This is a genomic window from Quyinboa sediminis (genome assembly GCF_042219855.1).
In the GTDB taxonomy this organism is placed as follows: domain Bacteria; phylum Bacteroidota; class Bacteroidia; order Bacteroidales; family UBA5342; genus JBHJHP01.
Map to the genome: position 1 here is coordinate 923,225 of NZ_JBHJHP010000001.1, position 20,155 is coordinate 943,379.

Genomic DNA, 20,155 nt, shown 5'->3' on the forward strand with positions numbered 1-20,155 from the left:
TTAGCAGTGAATCGTTACTTCGATACATTGTGGTTTGAAAGCGGAAAACTCCGTAACCGGGAATCAATAATCTTGTACCATCTGTGGTAAAAACAAGCCTCGTAGAGGCGGAAGTATGGTAGCACAAAACCATCATATTTAAATCAGAGGGCCGTAGGTCCCGACAGATATTTAATTTCCTTGCATTGATCCACCATATCCAATGGCCGACATGAGCAACACCTTGAAACTGCTTTATTCTGCGCGGCCATGATTTACATTTCATATATATTTTCTACCATACTTACGCTCCTACGGAGCTTTGTCTGCGAAAATCAGCGCAAACATCAGCGTACATCTGCGAGAAACTTTTTTAGATCGTTAGCCGTGAATCGTTAGCCGTGAATCGTTAATTCGAAACATTCCGGTTTGATACCGGAACACTTAGTAACCGGGAAATCTTTGATATCTGCAAAAATAAGCCTCGAAGAGGCAAAAGTATGGTAGCACAAAATCATCATATTTAAATCAGAGGGCCGTAGGTCCCGAAAGATATAGAATTTCGTTGCATTAATCTACCATATTCAATGGCCGACAAAAACAACATCTGGAAATTGCCTTGTTCTGCACGGCCATGTTTTTCATTTCATATATATTTTCTACCAATCTTACGCTCCTACAGAGCTTTGTCTGCGAAAATCAGCGCAAACATCAGCGTACATCTGCGAGAAACTTTTTAGATCGTTTGCCGTGAATCGTTTGCCGTCAGCCGTGAATCGTTAGCCGTTTGCCGTGAATCGTTACGTCGATATATTGTGGTTTGAAAGCAGAACACTCCGTAAACGGTAACCCTTTGTCTTATCAACTTGCGGGAAATATTAATATGGTAATTTATCTGCGTTATTCTGCGCAATCATCGGGAAAAGTTTAAAAAGCCCTGAATACCACCAATGCACCACCTGTAAATTCAATCCGGAAAGAGGTTCCAAGAGCTTCGTTTAAGGTGCCTTCCCAAAGGTTTTTCAGCACAGAATCATTCAAGGGATATTTGAGTTCGTACAGTGTGATGGCAGGATTACCCATGACAGAGAATATGGAGACCTGTTGTGCTTTGAAAGAACCAATTGTTGTCGTCTCATAAACCGGATTAAAAATGCCGTAATCCGAAACCATCTGTAGTTGCAGTTTTTGTCCGTGTTCAGCCAAAAGTCCGATGTTACCCATGGTATGATCTTCCCGTAAGCCAGTGGCACCTAGTATCACCACCTTGTCTAAACCCAACTCCAGGGCTTTATTGACGGCTTTTGTCAGATCGTTGGTCAGCTGATCGGCAGAAGATGAGATGATGGCCTCAAAGCGGCGTTTGAACTGTTCCGGCAACGAATCCATGTCGCCCACAATATAATCGGGTTTTAACTCGTGTTCCAGCAATTTCACCGTGGCACCGTCACAACATATAATGGTTGATGCTTTATGCAAATATTCCAGTGCACGTTGTGATTCCGGAAACAATCCGTCTGCCAGAATCACCGGAACACCCGGTTTTAAATCCTCAATCTGCTGCATGTTCAAACTGTTTATCATAATCCCTACGCCATCGATAAAAACCTACTATAGCGAGCAATGTATAAAAGAAAAAGAGCACCACCGTAGGATACAATCCTTTATACACATAAAGTCCCAAAGATACAGCATTCACCAGGATCCACACCAGCCATTGCTCCAGAATTTTCCTCGCCAGCATCCAGGTGGCGGTAATGCTCAGCGCTGTGGTAAAGGCGTCCCAGTAAGGCACCGGTGAGTCCGTCCACGTAACCAGAACATAAGCAATCACAATAAAAATTAGGACTGTTATAAGCAAAAGTGTTAAAATTAAACGCCGTGTTATCCGGCTTACCGGCAACTCTTCACTCACCTCCTCACTCTCACTCTGTTCCTCACTCTCACTCTTCTTCCCTCCTTTCAGCCAGTAATACCACCCGTAAATGCTGATGACCACATAATACACATTCAATCCCATGTCCGCATAAAACTTGGCACTGAAAAAGATAAAGATGTAAAATGCAGAAGTCAGAATTCCCAGCGGCCAGAGCAGCTTGTTTTGCTTTATCTCAAACCAGAGATAGAGTATTCCAAGCAGTGCGCCGGTGATTTCCACATAATTTTTTATGATCCAGTCTAACATTTAATCAATTACGAATTAGGAATTACGAAATATTAATGAACAATGAAAAGTGAAGAATGAATAATTGTTCATTATTAATTATTCATTCTTCATTCATTCCCTAAAACCTCAGCACGACCTTTGCTGCATAATTCCTGCCTGCCTGAGGAAAGTAGTATTTCCAGGTATATTCGGTTCCCTGCTCATACCAGTTTCCACCATACGCATTGTTGCTGTACATGGCATCATACACATTATTGACCAGGAACTGTGCGCTCAGCTTCATCTTCCAAACGTCAAAAGTACCAACATCCAAACGGACATTCATAAAATGATAGGCATCAATAGCGCGGTCCTCGCTCATGGTATTGTCAAAATACTGTTTCCCCACATATTTATTGATAAGGTGTAATGCAATTTTTTGACTTGCATTGATCGTTACATCACTGCCGGTAATTACCGACGGAGAATAGGAAATATCGGTATTACCCAATTGTTTTGCCTGAATAAATTCGTCCCACATCTCATCGTAAGCCTCAGCATACTCCACATAATCAATGATCTTATTCCGGCTGAGCGTTGCATTGGCCTCCCACGACACCTGCTTAACCGGCTGTATCTTCCAGCCCAGTTCCACGCCCAGACGATAGCTCTTATCCACGTTGGTCATAATGGGATACCCCACACTGTTCAGTTCACCTGTGTTGACCAGCTGATCCTTGTAATTCATGTAATACAGGTTGACGCTGGCCGCTGCCTTTTCCGACGACCATACCGCTCCGGCCTCTGTATCGTAAAGCCTTTCCGGCGTAGGAATATCGTTTCCTCCGGCCTTGGTGGCATCCTTCAGATCGGCTCTTGCAGGTTCACGATTCGCCGTAGCAAAGGATCCGTAAAACCGGATATCGTTGTGTTTATACGACAATCCGAACTTGGGATTAAAGAAGGTCCAGTTATGCGACTGATCCACCAAAACAAGGTCATCATCAGGTCCTACCATGTCGTATTTTATGTTGCGCAACTGCAGATCTTCAAAGACCCAAAAATTCTCCAGAAGCTGGTATTCTGCTTTGGCAAACACGTTAAAATCCTTTTTAAGACCGGTATTGCGGTACCATTCCATGTTCACATCCTGATTGCCGTCACGTAACCATTTTATCAGTCCGTAATGGTCGCCATCGTAGTTGGTGTAGGCTGAACCAAAGGTCATGCGCGATTTTTTACCCTGGTAAATCAACGAAGCATTGGCGCCGTAGAAGCTGTTATCGAGCCATTTCTGACGGATCATATCGGTAGAACTACTCAGCTCAGAAAAACCGTAATCTGCCAGATCTTCACCGGCCTGATACTGCTGGTAGTAGCCTTTTCCGGTTGTTAAGTGAATCGCCGCATTCAGACTGAGTTTTTCACTGAAGGCATGGTTGCCCATCAGCTGGTAATGGTTCTGCCAGTAATTATCGGTCTGACCATCGTAATATTGTGTGTTGCCGGCATCATCCACGTACTCTCCTGCAGGATTAAAGCGACGGTTGGTAGACAGCGAATCGGAAGGCACGCCCCACCAGGTAATGCCGGTATGCTCCTCTCCGATCAGCACGATGGCTTTTAACAACGTGTTCTCATTCCGCCATCCTGCCGACGCAAAAAACGACTGATGATCCGTGAATCCGCGTTCAATGTATCCATCGGAGTTTAATTTGCTGTAACGCACATCTACATTGAACCCGTTCTTCAGAAGTCCGGTTCCTGCCATAACCGTATTTTTAAACGTATTGAACGAACCGCCCATGCCCTGGTACTCGAAGTACGGTTTGGGTTCAACCCCTAAGGTGGTAAAGTTGACCGATGCACCAAAAGCAGCGGCACCATTGGTTGAGGTTCCCACGCCGCGTTGAACCTGAATGTTCTGCACAGACGATGCAAAATCCGGCATATTCACCCAGAACACGCCCTGCGATTCACTGTCATTCAGCGGCACACCATTCACTGTAACGTTGATGCGGGAAATATCGGTTCCGCGAATCCTGAAACTGGAATATCCAAACCCGGTTCCGTTTTCCGAGGTGGACACCACGGACGGCAGCATCTGAAGCAAGGTTGGCATATCGACTGCCACATTCTTCTCCTCCAGTTCCTGCTGATCCACATTGCTGTGCGCAAACGGACTGGAATTGCCGGCCTTAATGGCCGTCACCAGCAACTCATCCATGGTCACCAGCGAAGATGTCATGGTAATCATCACCCGGGGATTGTCTCCCGCTTTAAGCGTAACCGTGCCGGTCACTTTTTCATATCCCACAAAAGATACCAGATAAGTGTAGGTTCCGGGCTCCGTAAGCTTCAGGGAAAACTCCCCATTGTCGTCTGCCACCGTTCCAAGCCTGCTGTTTTCAATCTGAACAGCCGCACCCATAACGGGTTCTCCGCTTTGGTCCACTACCTTACCGTTAAACACACTCGTCTGACCATAAACCACCACCGAAGTCAGCAGCAGAATGGCCATTGCCAATACATTTTTCATGAAAAACACAATTTTTTAGTTAATAAAAAACTATGTGAAATGTGGGTTTACTCCGATTCCCTTCGCCGGCACTACCCGGATCAGGTTCAAAGGGTTTGATCTCAGCCCGTTTTATTAAGGCACCCCCATCACACTATCGCCGCAAAAGTAGAAATTAATTAGGAATTCTAAATTACGAATTACGAATTATTGCGTAATTTAGAATGGGTGAGATGGTAAAATGCATTTCTGAATTGTGACAATGGTTCTCTTAACTTTGAAAGTTTTGATCATTAAGAAGTATAATTAAAACTATTTATTCATCGTAATTTTAGAATCAAATTTGTATTTGTATGAATATCGAAGATTTTTATAAGAAAATAGAAACCGTTGAAAACAAAAATTATTTGTTAGCCGATCTATTATTTTCAGCTATACAGTTAAAGCGCCGAAATTCTACAATTAAAAACCAATAAAATGAAAGTAACATTGATTAGCATTCCGGTGAGGGATCAGAAAAAAGCCTTAAAATTTTATACCGAAAAATTAGGCTTTATCAAAAAGAAAGACGTTGATCTTGGCGGTGGTAACAGATGGCTGACTGTGGTTTCAAAAGATTGGCAGGATGGACCGGAAATATTACTGGAACCGGCCCCTCTTCACTTTGAACCATCAAAAGTTTACCAGGATGCATTGATGGAAGCAGGAATTCCCTGGACACAATTTGACGTTGAAAATGTGGATTCTGAATTTGAACGGTTGACGCAGCTCGGTGTCGAATTTTCGGTAAAACCTACTGTTATGGGAAACGTAAAATATACCATTCTCAGTGACACCTGTGGAAATAATATTCAATTGGTTGAGGAATTATAGATGAATGAAATTATCCCCAACAAATTCTATCGTAGAGACGGCGATTTATCCCGTCACTAATTCTATTCAAACCATGCCCCGGATTTTCACAGGATGAATATGCCGGTCCTGTAAATTTCATATGTCGTTTGTACGCAGAATCACTTAGCGTTCATTATCTGCTTTGATATTAATAAAATTGATGGCCAAATTTAAAATGTAATTATATCAAGACCCTATAAATAGACGTCTCTAAACCTAGTACATTTTATTAGTCACCGGGTGATTATTTAAAATCGTATACGTATTGACCCGGTGAATAAAAACCGATCCTTCCTTTTTGTTGTACTGATTAATAAAAATATTTTCTAATTTTATGTCTCAACGACTTACCATTACTTGACGACTAATATTCATAATTAACCTCAAAAAAATGAAAAAGCTTTTAGTTATTGCTTCCGCTTTACTGCTCTTTACGAGCATCTTATCAGCCAAAGAACCGTTAAAAGATTACAGTTTTATCCGTGGTGTCTGTCACGGAATTTATGGTGATCAGGAAATACTGGAAAGGGATTTAGGCTTTATGGACAGGTTGCAGTTAAACAGCACACGTGTCTGGTTGAATCAAAGGGGCTACGAAAGAGATCCTGAAGCTTATATTAACAGACTTGTTAACTATGTGCGAACCTGCAATGAACACGGTGTAAGCGTTATGCCTATTTTATTTAACGGGAACGGATTAAACCCGGATATGCTGAAAAAAGAGGCACGAAAAGGCTGTGAGGAATATGTCACTGCAATTGTTAATGCCTTAAAGGACGAAGAAGGGCTCCTGATGTGGGACATCATGAATGAACCAAACTGTAACGATTACTACCTGAAAAGTACCGGAGAGACCCAAAAGCAGCATGAGGATGAAATAACTGACTTTGTACGCCATTTTATCAGGTTTGTCAGGAAAACTGACCCAAAGAACGCCATAACTGTCGGACATATGTATCCGAGATTTTGTGAAAATACAAATGATCTGGTTGATGTCATTTCCTTTCACGATTACCTTGAAACCCGTTCGCGCATTGAAGCCAGCTATGTTCTGGCAGAAGAATATTCAAAAAAATACAACAAACCGCTAATCAACAGCGAAATGGGATGTCTTGGCCGTTCCAACCCCTATGATATGGCCCTTGAGATCTGCGAAGAACATAATGTGGGCTGGTATGTCTTTAATCTGGTAATTAACGGGTACTGGGGAGCCATTCATGGCTTGGTATATCCCGATGGAACCATTCGTGATCCGGCTACCATTGCTGCATTATATGGTTTTTACAGAAAAAGAGATTTAAATACCAGCGTTAAGGTAAACCCGAATATGGAAGGACACGCCCAAAAGGCCATTAAACTGGTTCAGGAAATGCTTGGTGGCGAAACCGAAGTATTCCGGTTCTCACAACATTCGGTTGATGACATACTGGAAGCCGCTGAATATTGTGCTAACATCCTGGAAAGTGCCGAAATGGTGCCAATGTGGGAGCCGCCAACAGCCAAAATTGAAACCTGGCGGGCCATGTCAAAAGAAGACAAGGAGAAAGCAAGGGATGAAATTCGCGCTTTCACCTACGATCTTGCACTACAACTAAAAAAATGGTGTGAAATTTTCTAGTAACATCCGAATGAAATATTTACTTGAAGGTCAGCAAACCGACCGAATAAAATTCAGACTACTGCAGCGCAGTGATTTTAATGTCTGGCTTACCTTTTTTGAGCATCCGGATGCGGCAGCCTATTTAGGCATGAGCAATATTGGTTCTCCAAGGGAACAATGCGAAGCGTGGTTTCAAAAAGTAGAAGGCAGATACAAAAACAATACTGGTGGCTTAAATGTCCTGGTTGAGAAAAGCAGCGACAGATTTGTTGGTCAGTGTGGCCTGTTGGTACAGGAGGTGGATGGTAAAGAAGAACTGGAGATTGGCTATTCCCTGTTACCGGAATTCTGGGGCAAAGGCTATGCCACCGAAGCCGCCCGCTTGTGCAGGGATTATGCCTTTGAACATAACTTCCGGGATTCTCTTATTTCCATTATTCACGTGGATAACATCCGGTCAGAGAAGGTCGCCCTGAGAAACGGAATGTCCATAAGCAAACAAACCACCTATCACGGATTACCGGTTAATATTTACCGGATTACACGAGAGGAATGGGATAAATTAAAATAAATGTAATTATCCCCGAATAATTTCTACAGTAGAGACGGCGATTTATCGCGTCTCTAATTCTAATCAAACCATTCACCGGATTTTCACCGGATGAATATAACCGGTGTTGTAAATTTCGTCCGGCGAATGCGTGCCGGATAACCTGTTATTCAATATTTACCTTTGATGTCTCAAAACTATTGGTTTATTATTTATATGTATTTTTTCCGAGACGCGATAAATCGACGTCTCTATCCAGATTCCGTCGTGACAAATAGGGATATTTCATAATAGAAAATCTATTAACAGAGTTGGACTCCGGATGGAGTCTTATATTTGTAGCATTCAGGTATGCTACAAACGTGTGACCCCGGATGGGGTCAAACATTATGCGACGGATTGTCACCGAATGAATATAACCGACTTATAGATTTAATTATTTTAATAATTTGATTCAGGCACATTAATTGCATATGCATTAAAACACAAATACCAGAAGCTATGAACCGAATAACTACACTACTAATGATTGCTCTGTTAGCTTTATCAGGAAGTATTACAGGTCAGATTTTTACGGATAAAGAGGGAAATCCTTTTTCAGGGATATTCAGAACCTATTACAGAAATGGTTCAATTAAAAGCCAGACAAACTATAAAGATGGAATGCCTGTAGGTTTAATGCAGGAATGGCATGAAAACGGTGTGGTCAAAAGTGAGAAACACTATCTTCATTTAATGGGAGAACCGGTTATTAATGGTCCTGTGTATGCCTGGAACTCCGACGGGAAACTTATTTTGGTGAAGAACTATATGTGGGGTAAACTTGACGGGGAATGGATAAGATATGATGCAGCAGGTAAAATTATATTCCATGCTGTTTTTAGAAACGGGAAACATATTTCAGGAGATAAAATAGATATGTATCCTCACCCTCCTCCAAAAATGATACCATATGCTTCCTGCAGATAATTGTTTGAGTAATTTCTTATTGCAATTCCTCCAACTTACTTTATCTCAACTACGTCGTTACAAAGAGGAAAAAATCCATATTAAATAATCTGTTACTACAGTTGGACTCCGGATGGGGTCATACATTGCGCAAAAGATTGCAAATTTCATCCGGCGAATGTGTGCGGTGTGATTCGCTATTTATTATTTGCCTTTGATGTCTCAAAACTATTGGTTTATTATTTATATGTATTTTTTCCGAAAAATAATAAATTGACTTCTCTACCTAAAATCATGCTGGTTTATCAGTTCATAATTTTTTTTATCTTTACGCCTAAGTAATTTGTATAATTATCTGTTGAAATTCTAGTAATCCATTTTAGTAAAGTGTAATTAATTATGATGATTGTAGATACGCATTTCCGGCTTATTGTCATGCGGAGTTAAACAATCCAACTAAAAAATAAACACAAAACAACCATGAAAAAATCTTTGAAAACTCTACCCTTTTTTTTCTTCCTCTTTTTAATGACCTCATATACATTTGGTCAGATACGATTCGAAAAGGGATATTTTATTGATAATGAGAACATTCGTACAGAATGCTTAATAAAAAATATTGAATGGAAAGATAATCCTGTAGACTTTATCTATAAATATAACGAAGCTGATGAGATTAATAAGAATACAATTGATTCAGTTAAAGAATTTGGAATTTATGGAAATGTATTGTATCGTCGTTTTAATGTTAAAATTGACAATTCAAGTGACAATGTGAACAGAATATCCTTAAAAAAGGACCCTGTCTGGTCCGAGGAAACACTGTTTCTTAAACTTCTGGTTGATGGCAAAGCTTCTCTATACATCTATGAAGATGGAAACATAGAACGCTATTTTTATTCCGTAAAGGATTCTCCTGTTACCCAGTTAATTTACAGAAAGTATTTGAATGATAAAGCCATTACATATAACAACAAATTCAGACAGCAGTTATGGATTGATGTGAGATGTGATAATACAAAAATGAAAACTGTAGAATATTTAAATTATCGACAGAAAGATCTGAAAAAATACTTCATGAATTATAATGAATGCATGGGGGATACCATTACGACTTCGAATATCTATAATGGCAAATCCGCAGTCCATCAATTTAAAAATCATTTTTACAATTTAAAAGTAACCTCTGGAATAAGTAATTTATTTTTTTCGGCAGACCATCATACTTCCGATTCAAGAAATTTTAGTTTTGGAACTCAAAGAAATATCCGGTTTGGCTTAGAATCTGAGTTTGTTTTACCATTCAATAAAAATAAATGGAGTTTATTTTTTGAACCAACATATCAGTACTTCTCTGCAGAGGATAATTCAGGAACTGAATACAAACGAATTGATTTCAAAACAATAGAATTTCCTATAGGTTTAAGATATTATTTTTTCCTGAATAAAAATTTTAAACTCTATTTGAACGCTAGCTATATTTCAAGTTACGCCATGTATTTTGATTCGAAGATTGAATTTGAATATAGCTATCATCCTGATTTAGAATTTCCACACAAAAATAATTTCGCTTTTGGAGGAGGATTTGATTACAAAAGGTTTAATCTGGGTTATAGGTACTATTTAGACCGTCATTTATGGAACCCATATTATACAATTAACTACGAAAGAACATCCATAATTATTGGTTATAAACTCCTAAAGTCAAAATAACAGTACCATTCTTAATGCCATAGGTTATTTGATGACTTCAATATTGATTACCCGGATTTTCACCGGATGAATATAACAGGTTTTGTAAATTTCATCCGGCGAATGTGTGCCGGGTGAACCAGCCATTTATTTTTTGCCTATGATGTTTCACAATCCTGGTTTATTATTTATATGTATTCTTTACGAGACGCGATGAATTGACGTCTCTTCAAAAATGAACCGTGCACCGGATTTTCACCGGATTAATATAACCGGTATTGTAAATTTCGTCCGGCGAATAGGTGCCAGGTGATCAACCATTTAATATTTGCCTGTGATGTTTCACAATCCTGATTTATGATTTACATGTATTTTTTCCGAGACGCGATGAATCGACGTCTCTACCCAAAAACAATTTCATCTTTTTTGTTATGCCTGCGTGTTTTTTTCGTTATTTAGATTAGATGAACGCAACAGAATTCAAACAACAGGTGGTTTCACTGTCGGACAGGCTCTATCCCATGGTCGCTCGTATGCTGGGGAACGCGGAAACTGCAGAAGATGCCATCCAGGAAATTATGATTCGCTTATGGGATAAACGCCGGCAATTGAAACACCATCCGAATGTTCCGGGATTTGTGTTCTTCACGGCACGGAATTACTGTCTGGATCTGTTAAAAAAGAGCAATCCGGTATTTGAGAAGGCCGGCGAAATGCATCAATCAGGTTGGTCTGAAAATAGAGGACCAGCTGACCTGGAGTGGAAAGAACTGAATGTTCTGATTCAGGACGTGATTAAAACATTACCGGATCAGCAACATGAAATCATTACACTGCGTGATCTGGACGGACTGGAATTCAAGGAAATCGCAGGTTTGACAAATCTGAACGTGGAACACATCAGGGTGTTGTTATCCCGCGCACGGAAACAGGTTGCTTTGGAACTGAAAAAGATTTACAGCTATGAAGGAAAACATTGATAAACTGATTAAGAAATACGAAGCAGGCGAAAGCTCTTTAGCCGAAGAGAAGTTTCTCCGGGATCATGCCGGGCAGGCAGATTCGGATCATAAACCGTGGTTCACTTTTATGCAGAAAACACACCAGGAGGTACCGCAAAACCTTGAAAAAGCTGTATGGAAAGCGGTTCAGTACAGAAGAAAGCGTAAACGAAGGATAAATACAGGTTTTTTGACAGCTGCCGCTTCCGTAGCCATCTTACTGTCGCTTTTTGTTTACAATCCCCAAAAACACAGGTTGAGCTACCGGGAAAAGGAAGCTGTGCTGAATGAAGCCTTAAGCATGTTCAGTGCGCATAACACAACGCCGCAAGAGGCTCAAAATGTGCTGTATGAAGACGATATGATTGTCATCTATCTGGCGCAGGAATAATGAACATAGAAGTAACACCGGGCAGGACTTCAGTCCAATAAAACTAAAAATTAAACAATTAAAACATATCGCAAATGAAAAATCTGATGATTACAATGTGTCTTATTATTCTGTCCGTGTATGCTCTGTCGGCACAGGATTCGACTTCGGTAATGAAAAACTCTGAAAAACAGGAAAAACTGCAGATCAAATTAAAGACCGATGCCGATCCCGACTTTTATATTGATGGTGTAAAATACGATGCTAAAATTTTCAATTTGCTGGATCCTGATAAAATTGAATCCGTCTCCGTTTTAAAAGGGGATCAAGCCATGGAAAAATACAATGCACCGAACGGGGTCGTTCTGATTAAAACTAAATCAGCGGCAAAGGCCGACTCAGCAAAAACGGCAGATAAACTTGGCCTCAGGGACTATGGCTACTCCGATAAAAAAGATCCCATGGTTATTATTGATGGTGAGGTTTCTTCATATAAAGCTCTTTCGGAGTTAAAACCTGCTCAGATTAAATCCATTTCGGTATTTAAACAAAACGCAGCCATTAAGATGTATAATGCACCGGAAGGAGTTATTATGGTTGAAACTAAAAAAGGAGCAAAAAAAGCGAAATAGACCTCAGGAAAAAATAGCAGCACACCGGATTAAAACAGCTTATAAAGCAACATTTAAAAGGTTTTTGGTGATGTTACACCAATCGTTTAATCCACACTTAGTCACTTAAATTAATTTAGATTAATTCCGTATAGACAATTATTTTTCGTAAATTAAGCTTGTTTAATTAAAAATAATTGCCTTATGAAACAACTATATAAAGTGCTTTCATTTCTTCTTTTATCCGGCATCGTACTAACAGGATGTGATGAGCTGGTGAGCAAACTTGAAAACGTTAAGGACAGTACAATAAAAGCGGTTAAAGCCGGTGAGACAGAAACCGGTGATACAGTCAGAGTGCAGGGAACGTATGTGGATGCCAATGCTGTTTACCTGGTGGACGACGCTTCGAAGCTCCTCATTAACACGCCCATGGATGAAGAGAGTTACCTGCGTCTTGATCCGGTATCGGCAGAAACCTATACCAACGGTGTGGAAACCGGACAGATTATTGAATTAAAGGGTGTTGTGGTGGAATTCGACAGCGAAGAAGACAAGATGAACGCTGAACATCTCGGGCAAGCCTACGTAAGAGGCATACGGGTCATAGAATTTCCAAAGGTCATTGGTAAGACAGATGTTGACCTGACTTACATCACCCCTGGCATCAGCCTTTGCGAATTGAATCCTGTGCTTTGTGAAAAAATCGGAGAGACTCTCAAAGCTGATGAATATGCACTGCTATACAGCGGCGGATGCAATGCGGCAAACAATCACAGCCGATACTGGAACGATCTGAAATTCATGTATCTCACCCTCGTCAATGTATATGATTATGATCCGGATCATATAAAAGTGGTTTATGCCGGCGGAACGGCCGCTGATTCTGAAATGCCGGTTGACTATGCCGCTACAAGCACCGGACTACAAAATGCTATGAACGAGCTTCAGGCGGACATTGATTTCACCGACAAGTTGTTTGTGTTTACCACCAATCACGGCGGTGGCTATGCAACCAGTGATTCAAAAAACCACGGAGGCTTAAGCGATTCTGACGGCGATGAATTTGACGCCTATGGATACGATGAAACCATGTGCCGGTACAATTCAAACCTGTTAAGTGATGATACCTTTGCGGCATTAATAGATAACATCAATGCCGCACAAATGATTTTTGTACTGGAACCTTGTTTCAGTGGTGGATTTATCAGGGATCTCAGTGGTGAAAACAGAATTATCATGTCAGCAGCCAATTCCTTTCAGTTCTCCTATGCACGTACAGGTGGTGCTTATGATGAATTTTCCTATCACTTTACCTCTGCTGTGAACGGAAATGATCCCGATGGTAATACCATTGATGCCGATGCCGATAACGACGGCAGGGTAAGCATGCTTGAAGCTTTCAATTATGCGATAACAAATGATACAAAATCAGAAAATCCGCAATATGAAGATGACGGTGATGGTTTATCCACATCTACCCCATCGGCCGGCGGCGGCGGAGATGGTGCATTCGGCAGTAACATCACACTTTAGTATACAGGTTAAGCGGATGATCTGCTAAACCTCAGAATAAAAGTCACCGGGTGAATATTTCAATGCTGTTAATATTCACCCGGTGACTAATCTTACCATCCCCTTTTGTTTTCAGTCACTTATTTGATACATTTACTGTTTCAAATAACAAAATTGAATACCACTATGAGAACGGGATACACCTCACCAATACTTTTATCGTTACTGGTTTTAACAGGTTTATTGGTTTTTAACTGTAAACCAAAGGAAGATGTCCCGGTCATGGAAACCGGTTCTCAGAGTCCTATGCCAAACCAGTGGATCGACAAGGACACACAGCATAAACTAACCAGACTAACATCCGTCGAAGGCGACAACCGTAGTTTCTATTTTCATAATAATCCATTTCTTCCTTCTGCGGACGGAAAAGAAACACTCATGGTCTATTACGGCAGTCCTACCGAAGGCAGATCCGATCACTGGTACCGTGGCCGGGAAGTGCGCCAGTTGCATGTAATGAACCTTAAGACACTGAAGACCAGACAGCTGACATTTAACTCCACACCCATTCATGGTGAAATAGTTGCAAAAAAACACAGGGAAGTTGTTTACCAAAGCAGGGATACCGTTTTTGCCACCAACGTGGATGATCTGTCAACACGCGTACTTTATATCTTTCCTGATTCCCTGAAACGTACAGGGATTACCACCATGAATGCAGATGAGACTTTACTGGCCGGTGTTTTCAGTACAAGTGAAAAAGACTCTATTCTGAAGCATCACCCCAGCAAAGGCGAATTTTTCAATTTAATTTACGAGGCCAAACTTCCCCACACAATTTTCACGGTAAATGTAGAAACCAAAGCATTAAAGCCTGTCATTACAGATACAGCATGGCTGAACCATGTTCAGTTTTCTCCTACCGATCCGGATGTATTGATGTTTTGTCACGAAGGCCCCTGGCATAAGGTAGATCGCATATGGACTATCCGGATGGGGGCAAGCACACCTGAACTCATGCACAAACGAACGATGTACAGGGAAATTGCGGGCCATGAATTTTTCAGTCCCGATGGACAAACGGTCTGGTTCGACCTGCAGAAACCACGCGGTGAAACGTTTTTCCTTGCCGGAACCAATATTGAAACAGGGAAAGAAACAGATTACGAAATGACCCGTGATGAATGGTCTATTCACTTTACTATTTCTCCTGATCAAAATTTGTTTGCCGGAGATGGTGGTGATGAAGGTCAGGTTGCTCATGCCGAAAACGGCCGCTGGATCTACCTTTTCCGTCCGGATACAGCAGATCATAAACTTGAAAGTGAAAAACTGGTGAATATGCAGCACCACAACTACGATCTGGAACCGAATGTACATTTTACACCCGACGGGAAATCCATTATTTTCCGGGCAAATTTCGAAGGTAAAAGCCAAATCTATAAAGTTGATATCTGATCATGATGAGTCACCCGGTGAATATAGTAAGTTATGGCTATATTCACCGGGTGACTTAATAATAGCAAATCTATGACTAAGGAGATTGACGTCTTAACGGAATTGCCCAATATTGGAAAAACACTTGCCGACAGGTTACACCAGGTTGGAATTGATACGCCCGATCAGTTAAAACAGGATGGAGCTGAAAATACCTTTATAAAAATCCAAACCGTTGATAAAGATGCCTGCCTGAGTATGCTTTGTGCACTAGAAGGAGCCGTTCAGGGGATACGTTGGCACCGGTTAAGTTCAACACGTAAGGCCGAACTCAAAATTTTTCATCAAAATATTAAACGCAACAAATTTTAAAATCGTTAAGTATATATAACAAAGCTGACAAACATTGACTTTCAGCCGGTATTGTGCTATTTTTGATTTCAGAATTTTCCCGTTTACACACTTAGATCTGACTTACAGGTAATTTGTTGCCCCATTTGAGCTTTGGACGAAAGTACAAATGATGCCAGTTTTTACCGGAATATAACAACCGGTTATACGAACAATACCATTAACAACCAAAATACAAACACAATGAGGAAACTTAAGCTACAGATCCAGATGTCTCTTGATGGCTTTATTGCCGGGAACAATGGAGAAATGGACTGGATGGAGTTTAACTGGGATGATGAACTGAAAGCATATGTAGAAAAGCTGACCAGCTCTGTCGACTGTATTATCATGGGACGGAAACTGGCTGAAGGTTTTATACCGCACTGGGCAAATATCGCTGCGGAGCATGATCATCCCGAGTATGATGCAGGAAAAATGTTTACAGACACCCATAAAGTCGTCTTTTCCAAATCGCTTAATCACACCGTGCCGGCTGCATATGGCTGGGAAAACACAGTTATGGCCAACGGTCACCTGATCGAGGAGATTAAAAACCTGAAGGAACGGGATGGTGGCGACATTATCGTCTATGGTGGTGCGCAGTTTGTATCTTCCCTAATAAAATCGGGCCTGATCGATGAATACCATTTATTTATCAATCCGTCTGCCATCGGAACCGGCAAGCCGATTTTTGCTGAACTTGAAGGGAGTTTAAACCTTAAACTTGTTGAATCACATGCATATAGCTGTGGTATCATCATCTTAAAATATGTGCCGGACAAACCATAACCTGAATGTATACTTTAACATGTAACCTTTCATGAGGAAAAGTTAAAGACGGACGGAATTTCAGGAGATAATTTAACAATTGTTATCAACAGGGACCTCTATGACCTTATCAGATCTTTACAACGGTTTTTTAAAAGTTGTAAAAAAGGCTGTTTTTTAATGCACAGACCTGCTCAGCTGAATCATTTTAATGATAAACCAAATTACCTGAGAGAGCTGATTTACCGGAACAGCGGTATTCATTCTGATGACCGGATTATATTCTTTGGGATATAGACCATACAGTATGCAAAAAAATAATTATCTTGTTGCTCAGAATTAAACTTTTGAAAGAAGTAACCTGAAATCCCTGAAGATTCAAATGTTTATTCAGATATAGAATAGAGAGAGATTATTTTATCCAATGAATATGAACCTCAAAAAAAGACACATGATCCGCTTAAATGTAATCTCCATTTTGCTGGTGTTCATTGCACTAAGCAGCTGTACAGGAAATAAATCTGATCAAACCGCTAAAAAACAGGAAGCAGATTCGACACAACTGGCTGAAAATATACCGGTGGCATTCGAAGAAAATAAGTATGATCTCAGTTCATTAGCTAATGCAGGGCGTATTAAAGGGGATCAAATTGACAAATTGTTCGATGATTATCTGGAAGAGCATGCGGAACTTGAATTGGCTATTGAAAAATACCGCAAATTACAGGAGCAGGCAGCTGAAAAAAATGACCGGATCACAACCTTCATTAACAATAATGACAGATACTACAGGCGGGCTGAGGGATTGCTGAATTCGGTAAAGGACAATGACACACTGATATTTAAGCTTTTAGAATCAAGATTAAACAGCAGTATCAAAAATTTTACTAAACAAAAGGAAGCATACGAAAACTTAAGCCAACAGGAATCTGAACTCAATGATTCATGGCACGCATATTTAACCGCGCTGAAAATACTCAAAACCATGGAAATGGTTGAAAAATATCAAGACACCGAACCACTGGACAAAGAAGCATACAAGGAGTTGATAAAGCAAATGGAAACCAGTAGAAAAGATCTGATTAAATGGATCCAATAATATTTTAGCATACACATAAGTGGTACTTCCTTTCTAAAAATAAACATATAACCTGCTGATCAGATGAGTTGCAAACCCGAAATACAGAATAACCATGAACAAAGAAATGTTCAACGATATGCCGCCATACTATTTGCTGTTATATGTTTATTCAGCTTTAACAGCTGCTCGATCTACTCCCCTTCTGTTTCATCTCCCGTACTGGTTAAAAACAAGGGTGATAAACAGACCGATATCAGTATTACTACATCAGATCAGTTAGGATCCGGAGTCGGTTTTTCCTTCAGTAAAGCATATGGGCTTAAGGATAATACTGCTCTCCGCTTTACCGTTACAAAAGAATTGGGTGGAAAAAATGAGTTGGATTTTACCTTAGGTAAGTACACCGTTTTAAGCCCTAAAACACGTTTTGGCCTTTTCCCGGGTTTAAGCGGCGGATTTATTAATTATACCGATATGACCGGAGATATTAAAAACGCAGATTGGGAAAGATGGTCCGGGCATTATTTCTCCCCTTATCTCAGGCTTCAGTTCCTGGCGGAATTTGACTTTATGACCGTTGGCGCCGGTACGACCATCCGGTATTTCATTCCTGATTTTTACCGTGACGATGAACGGTTCAACCAAACCGGATTTGCTATTGAACCATCTCTTTTTATTATGCCAACCTATGCAAAACGCAGAACGCACCTCACTTTAAACTGTGCCTATTCTGATTTTCATCCTGTAGGCAGACTCCATCCGGGATACAACTACTACAGTGATCATTATTTTAATAAACTGGTGTTCAGTATTGGAATAAACTATTATATCAGCAGCAGGGAATAAGCAGGATTACACTGAAACGCTAATCTCAAATCGGGCTTTATTCTCTGTAAAGTATTGACAATCACCTGATATTGTTCTATATTTGAGAATCAGTTATCCCACTTCACGGTATCTTTATCTGTTCATCTTTTAACCGGAATCACCATGAAAGCAGTTGTGTATAATCAGTACGGACCACCGAATGTTTTAAAACTTACCATGATAGACAAACCTGTGCCGAAATCAAATGAACTTCTGGTAAAAATATATGCCACGTCGGTCACGGCAGGAGACTGGCGTCTGAGAAAGGCGGATCCCGTGCTGGCAAGATTATATAATGGTCTGTTACGTCCAAGACGGGTAAAGATACTGGGATTTGAACTCTCCGGCATTGTTGAAGCAGTTGGCAATAAAGTGAGTACCTTCAAAACCGGTGACGAAGTATTTGCCTCCTGCGGAATAAAATTCGGGGCTTATTCTGAATATAAATGTTTCAAAGAGAAAGAATTGATCACACGAAAACCACAGAACCTGACTTTTGAAGAAGCTGCAACGGTTCCCATCGGTTGTTTGTCTGCTCTGAAATTTCTCGAAAAAGCAAAGCTTAAATCCGATCAGTCTGTTTTAATCTATGGAGCCTCAGGAAGTGTCGGAACCTATGCTATACAGCTGGTTAAGTATTTTGGCTCAACCGTAACCGCCGTTTGCAGCACCAATAATACGGATCTGGTAAAATCACTTGGGGCTGATAAGGTGGTGGATTACACCAAAACAGATTTTACCGCCGGAGATGACAGGTATGATATCGTTTTTGATGCGGTTGGAAAAACCAGTAAAACCAAATGTAATCCTATCATAAAACCAGGAGGCCAGTATATTAGTGTGCGCGGATCTGCCAGACATACGCGACAGGACATAGAACGTCTGAGGGATATTATTGAAACCGGAAAGGTAAAACCGGTAATCGACAGGGTTTATCATCTTGAAGATATCAGGGAAGCGCATGCGTATGTGGAACAGTTCAGAAAACGGGGCAATGTAGCGGTCACGGTTGCGGATGACATTGAATAAACATCCGTGAATATGAAACCTGTCAAATCAGGATTTATGAAATAAACCACTTCTGAGATGATTAAAATGATCCGGCAGCTGCATCATAAAACTTGACTTTACAATATAATTGCCATACATTTAAGGCATTAGATTTTATTTACCCCTTTCCGATATACGGAAAAACCGAGCTATCAGAGATTAATTTCTAGTGATTTATCCTGATTTTATGTTTTTCGAGTCATCTGTACGGCCTCATCCGGTTTACATGATGATGGTATAAAAGTGAACGTTCAATTTTAAAACTTATTAACCATGAGTATTTTAACTAAAATTTTCAGCGATAGTGCCAAAGACATCCTGAACGAAGGCGGTAAAATAGTTGACAGTCTGACCACCAATACTGAAGACAAACTAAAAGCCAAAAATGAACTGACAAATATTGTGCTAACCTCTTTAAACAAGATCCAAAATGCACAGAAAGAGATCATCATGTCTGAAACGCAAGGCACAAAACTGCAACGCAGCTGGCGCCCTATCGTCATGCTGGCCTTTGCCTTTATTGTGGTCTACTCCTACTTTATACAACCGGCATTCTTTCCCAAAGCCATTCAAATGACCGATGTAATCAAACCTGAATTCTGGGAGTTACTAAAACTGGGGCTTGGCGGATATGTGATTGGGCGTTCTGCTGAAAAAATTGCCGGTTCAGTGACCAAAAACAGTGATATTACCTTTTTGAGAAAGAAAGACAGAAAAGACGCATTAGGATAGAGC

At 40.5% G+C, this 20,155-nt stretch carries 19 protein-coding genes and 1 riboswitch; of the genes, 16 read left to right on the forward strand and 3 right to left on the reverse strand.

Going from position 1 to position 20,155, the window contains the following annotated elements:
* Positions 1-906: 906 nt before the first annotated feature.
* The 3 genes from ACE1EF_RS03885 to ACE1EF_RS03895 form a co-directional block, all read right to left on the reverse strand.
* The gene (locus ACE1EF_RS03885; protein WP_375719304.1) at positions 907-1,545 is read right to left on the reverse strand and encodes a thiamine diphosphokinase; all 639 of its coding nucleotides are present in this window, start codon (positions 1,543-1,545) and stop codon (positions 907-909) included.
* A complete protein-coding gene (pnuC, locus tag ACE1EF_RS03890; protein ID WP_375719305.1) occupies positions 1,532-2,164 on the reverse strand; it encodes a nicotinamide riboside transporter PnuC in 633 nt (210 codons plus the stop codon). The genes ACE1EF_RS03885 and pnuC overlap by 14 nt, the downstream gene beginning before the upstream one ends.
* Before the next feature lie 100 nt (positions 2,165-2,264).
* A complete protein-coding gene (locus tag ACE1EF_RS03895) occupies positions 2,265-4,664 on the reverse strand; it encodes a TonB-dependent receptor (protein ID WP_375719306.1) in 2,400 nt (799 codons plus the stop codon).
* A gap of 40 nt (positions 4,665-4,704) precedes the next feature.
* Positions 4,705-4,801: riboswitch (TPP riboswitch) on the reverse strand.
* Between the two features lie 319 nt (positions 4,802-5,120).
* Here ACE1EF_RS03895 and ACE1EF_RS03900 point away from each other — a divergent pair.
* From ACE1EF_RS03900 to ACE1EF_RS03975, 16 genes are all read left to right on the forward strand, one after another.
* Entirely contained in the window at positions 5,121-5,516 is a 396-nt protein-coding gene (locus ACE1EF_RS03900; RefSeq protein ID WP_375719307.1) for a VOC family protein, read from the forward strand.
* A gap of 412 nt (positions 5,517-5,928) precedes the next feature.
* Complete coding sequence (locus tag ACE1EF_RS03905) at positions 5,929-7,155, forward strand: cellulase family glycosylhydrolase (RefSeq protein ID WP_375719308.1); 1,227 nt, start codon at positions 5,929-5,931, stop codon at positions 7,153-7,155.
* Positions 7,156-7,165: 10 nt separating this feature from the next.
* Positions 7,166-7,708, forward strand: a complete 543-nt coding sequence (locus ACE1EF_RS03910) for a GNAT family N-acetyltransferase (protein WP_375719309.1) — start codon at positions 7,166-7,168, stop codon at positions 7,706-7,708.
* Between the two features lie 480 nt (positions 7,709-8,188).
* A complete protein-coding gene (locus ACE1EF_RS03915) occupies positions 8,189-8,656 on the forward strand; it encodes a toxin-antitoxin system YwqK family antitoxin (RefSeq protein ID WP_375719310.1) in 468 nt (155 codons plus the stop codon).
* 459 nt (positions 8,657-9,115) lie between these two features.
* Entirely contained in the window at positions 9,116-10,348 is a 1,233-nt protein-coding gene (locus tag ACE1EF_RS03920; RefSeq protein ID WP_375719311.1) for a hypothetical protein, read from the forward strand.
* Between the two features lie 443 nt (positions 10,349-10,791).
* Positions 10,792-11,307 (forward strand): RNA polymerase sigma factor, encoded by a 516-nt coding sequence (locus tag ACE1EF_RS03925; protein ID WP_375719312.1) that lies wholly within the window; start codon positions 10,792-10,794, stop codon positions 11,305-11,307.
* A complete protein-coding gene (locus ACE1EF_RS03930) occupies positions 11,291-11,719 on the forward strand; it encodes a hypothetical protein (RefSeq protein WP_375719313.1) in 429 nt (142 codons plus the stop codon). The genes ACE1EF_RS03925 and ACE1EF_RS03930 overlap by 17 nt, the downstream gene beginning before the upstream one ends.
* Before the next feature lie 74 nt (positions 11,720-11,793).
* Positions 11,794-12,330: a hypothetical protein gene (locus ACE1EF_RS03935; RefSeq protein WP_375719314.1), complete on the forward strand. Its 537-nt coding sequence runs from the start codon at positions 11,794-11,796 to the stop codon at positions 12,328-12,330.
* Between the two features lie 183 nt (positions 12,331-12,513).
* The gene (locus ACE1EF_RS03940; RefSeq protein ID WP_375719315.1) at positions 12,514-13,845 is read left to right on the forward strand and encodes a C13 family peptidase; all 1,332 of its coding nucleotides are present in this window, start codon (positions 12,514-12,516) and stop codon (positions 13,843-13,845) included.
* 165 nt (positions 13,846-14,010) lie between these two features.
* Positions 14,011-15,282 carry an oligogalacturonate lyase family protein gene (locus ACE1EF_RS03945; RefSeq protein WP_375719316.1) on the forward strand — a complete coding sequence of 424 codons (1,272 nt, stop codon included), beginning with the start codon at positions 14,011-14,013 and terminating at the stop codon, positions 15,280-15,282.
* 72 nt (positions 15,283-15,354) lie between these two features.
* Positions 15,355-15,633, forward strand: coding sequence for a TfoX/Sxy family protein (locus ACE1EF_RS03950; protein WP_375719317.1), 279 nt, complete (start codon positions 15,355-15,357; stop codon positions 15,631-15,633).
* 222 nt (positions 15,634-15,855) lie between these two features.
* Positions 15,856-16,443 carry a dihydrofolate reductase family protein gene (locus ACE1EF_RS03955; RefSeq protein ID WP_375719318.1) on the forward strand — a complete coding sequence of 196 codons (588 nt, stop codon included), beginning with the start codon at positions 15,856-15,858 and terminating at the stop codon, positions 16,441-16,443.
* A 430-nt stretch (positions 16,444-16,873) separates the two neighbouring features.
* A complete protein-coding gene (locus tag ACE1EF_RS03960; protein ID WP_375719319.1) occupies positions 16,874-17,521 on the forward strand; it encodes a hypothetical protein in 648 nt (215 codons plus the stop codon).
* A gap of 63 nt (positions 17,522-17,584) precedes the next feature.
* Positions 17,585-18,349 carry a hypothetical protein gene (locus ACE1EF_RS03965; RefSeq protein WP_375719320.1) on the forward strand — a complete coding sequence of 255 codons (765 nt, stop codon included), beginning with the start codon at positions 17,585-17,587 and terminating at the stop codon, positions 18,347-18,349.
* A 144-nt stretch (positions 18,350-18,493) separates the two neighbouring features.
* Positions 18,494-19,399, forward strand: coding sequence for an NAD(P)-dependent alcohol dehydrogenase (locus ACE1EF_RS03970; protein WP_375719321.1), 906 nt, complete (start codon positions 18,494-18,496; stop codon positions 19,397-19,399).
* A 294-nt stretch (positions 19,400-19,693) separates the two neighbouring features.
* Entirely contained in the window at positions 19,694-20,152 is a 459-nt protein-coding gene (locus ACE1EF_RS03975; RefSeq protein ID WP_375719322.1) for a 3TM-type holin, read from the forward strand.
* Positions 20,153-20,155: the final 3 nt, after the last annotated feature.

Bases quoted from the DNA above. Each gene is read 5' to 3' on its own strand.
- ACE1EF_RS03950 (WP_375719317.1), top strand. From the start codon at position 15,355: ATGACTAAGGAGATTGACGTCTTAACGGAATTGCCCAATATTGGAAAA.
- pnuC (WP_375719305.1), bottom strand. From the start codon at position 2,164: ATGTTAGACTGGATCATAAAAAATTATGTGGAAATCACCGGCGCACTG.
- ACE1EF_RS03900 (WP_375719307.1), top strand. From the start codon at position 5,121: ATGAAAGTAACATTGATTAGCATTCCGGTGAGGGATCAGAAAAAAGCC.
- ACE1EF_RS03925 (WP_375719312.1), top strand. From the start codon at position 10,792: ATGAACGCAACAGAATTCAAACAACAGGTGGTTTCACTGTCGGACAGG.
- ACE1EF_RS03910 (WP_375719309.1), top strand. From the start codon at position 7,166: ATGAAATATTTACTTGAAGGTCAGCAAACCGACCGAATAAAATTCAGA.
- ACE1EF_RS03975 (WP_375719322.1), top strand. From the start codon at position 19,694: ATGAGTATTTTAACTAAAATTTTCAGCGATAGTGCCAAAGACATCCTG.
- ACE1EF_RS03955 (WP_375719318.1), top strand. From the start codon at position 15,856: ATGAGGAAACTTAAGCTACAGATCCAGATGTCTCTTGATGGCTTTATT.
- ACE1EF_RS03970 (WP_375719321.1), top strand. From the start codon at position 18,494: ATGAAAGCAGTTGTGTATAATCAGTACGGACCACCGAATGTTTTAAAA.
- ACE1EF_RS03940 (WP_375719315.1), top strand. From the start codon at position 12,514: ATGAAACAACTATATAAAGTGCTTTCATTTCTTCTTTTATCCGGCATC.
- ACE1EF_RS03965 (WP_375719320.1), top strand. From the start codon at position 17,585: ATGAGTTGCAAACCCGAAATACAGAATAACCATGAACAAAGAAATGTT.
- ACE1EF_RS03920 (WP_375719311.1), top strand. From the start codon at position 9,116: ATGAAAAAATCTTTGAAAACTCTACCCTTTTTTTTCTTCCTCTTTTTA.
- ACE1EF_RS03960 (WP_375719319.1), top strand. From the start codon at position 16,874: ATGATCCGCTTAAATGTAATCTCCATTTTGCTGGTGTTCATTGCACTA.
- ACE1EF_RS03935 (WP_375719314.1), top strand. From the start codon at position 11,794: ATGAAAAATCTGATGATTACAATGTGTCTTATTATTCTGTCCGTGTAT.
- ACE1EF_RS03905 (WP_375719308.1), top strand. From the start codon at position 5,929: ATGAAAAAGCTTTTAGTTATTGCTTCCGCTTTACTGCTCTTTACGAGC.
- ACE1EF_RS03885 (WP_375719304.1), bottom strand. From the start codon at position 1,545: ATGCAGCAGATTGAGGATTTAAAACCGGGTGTTCCGGTGATTCTGGCA.
- ACE1EF_RS03930 (WP_375719313.1), top strand. From the start codon at position 11,291: ATGAAGGAAAACATTGATAAACTGATTAAGAAATACGAAGCAGGCGAA.
- ACE1EF_RS03895 (WP_375719306.1), bottom strand. From the start codon at position 4,664: ATGAAAAATGTATTGGCAATGGCCATTCTGCTGCTGACTTCGGTGGTG.
- ACE1EF_RS03915 (WP_375719310.1), top strand. From the start codon at position 8,189: ATGAACCGAATAACTACACTACTAATGATTGCTCTGTTAGCTTTATCA.
- ACE1EF_RS03945 (WP_375719316.1), top strand. From the start codon at position 14,011: ATGAGAACGGGATACACCTCACCAATACTTTTATCGTTACTGGTTTTA.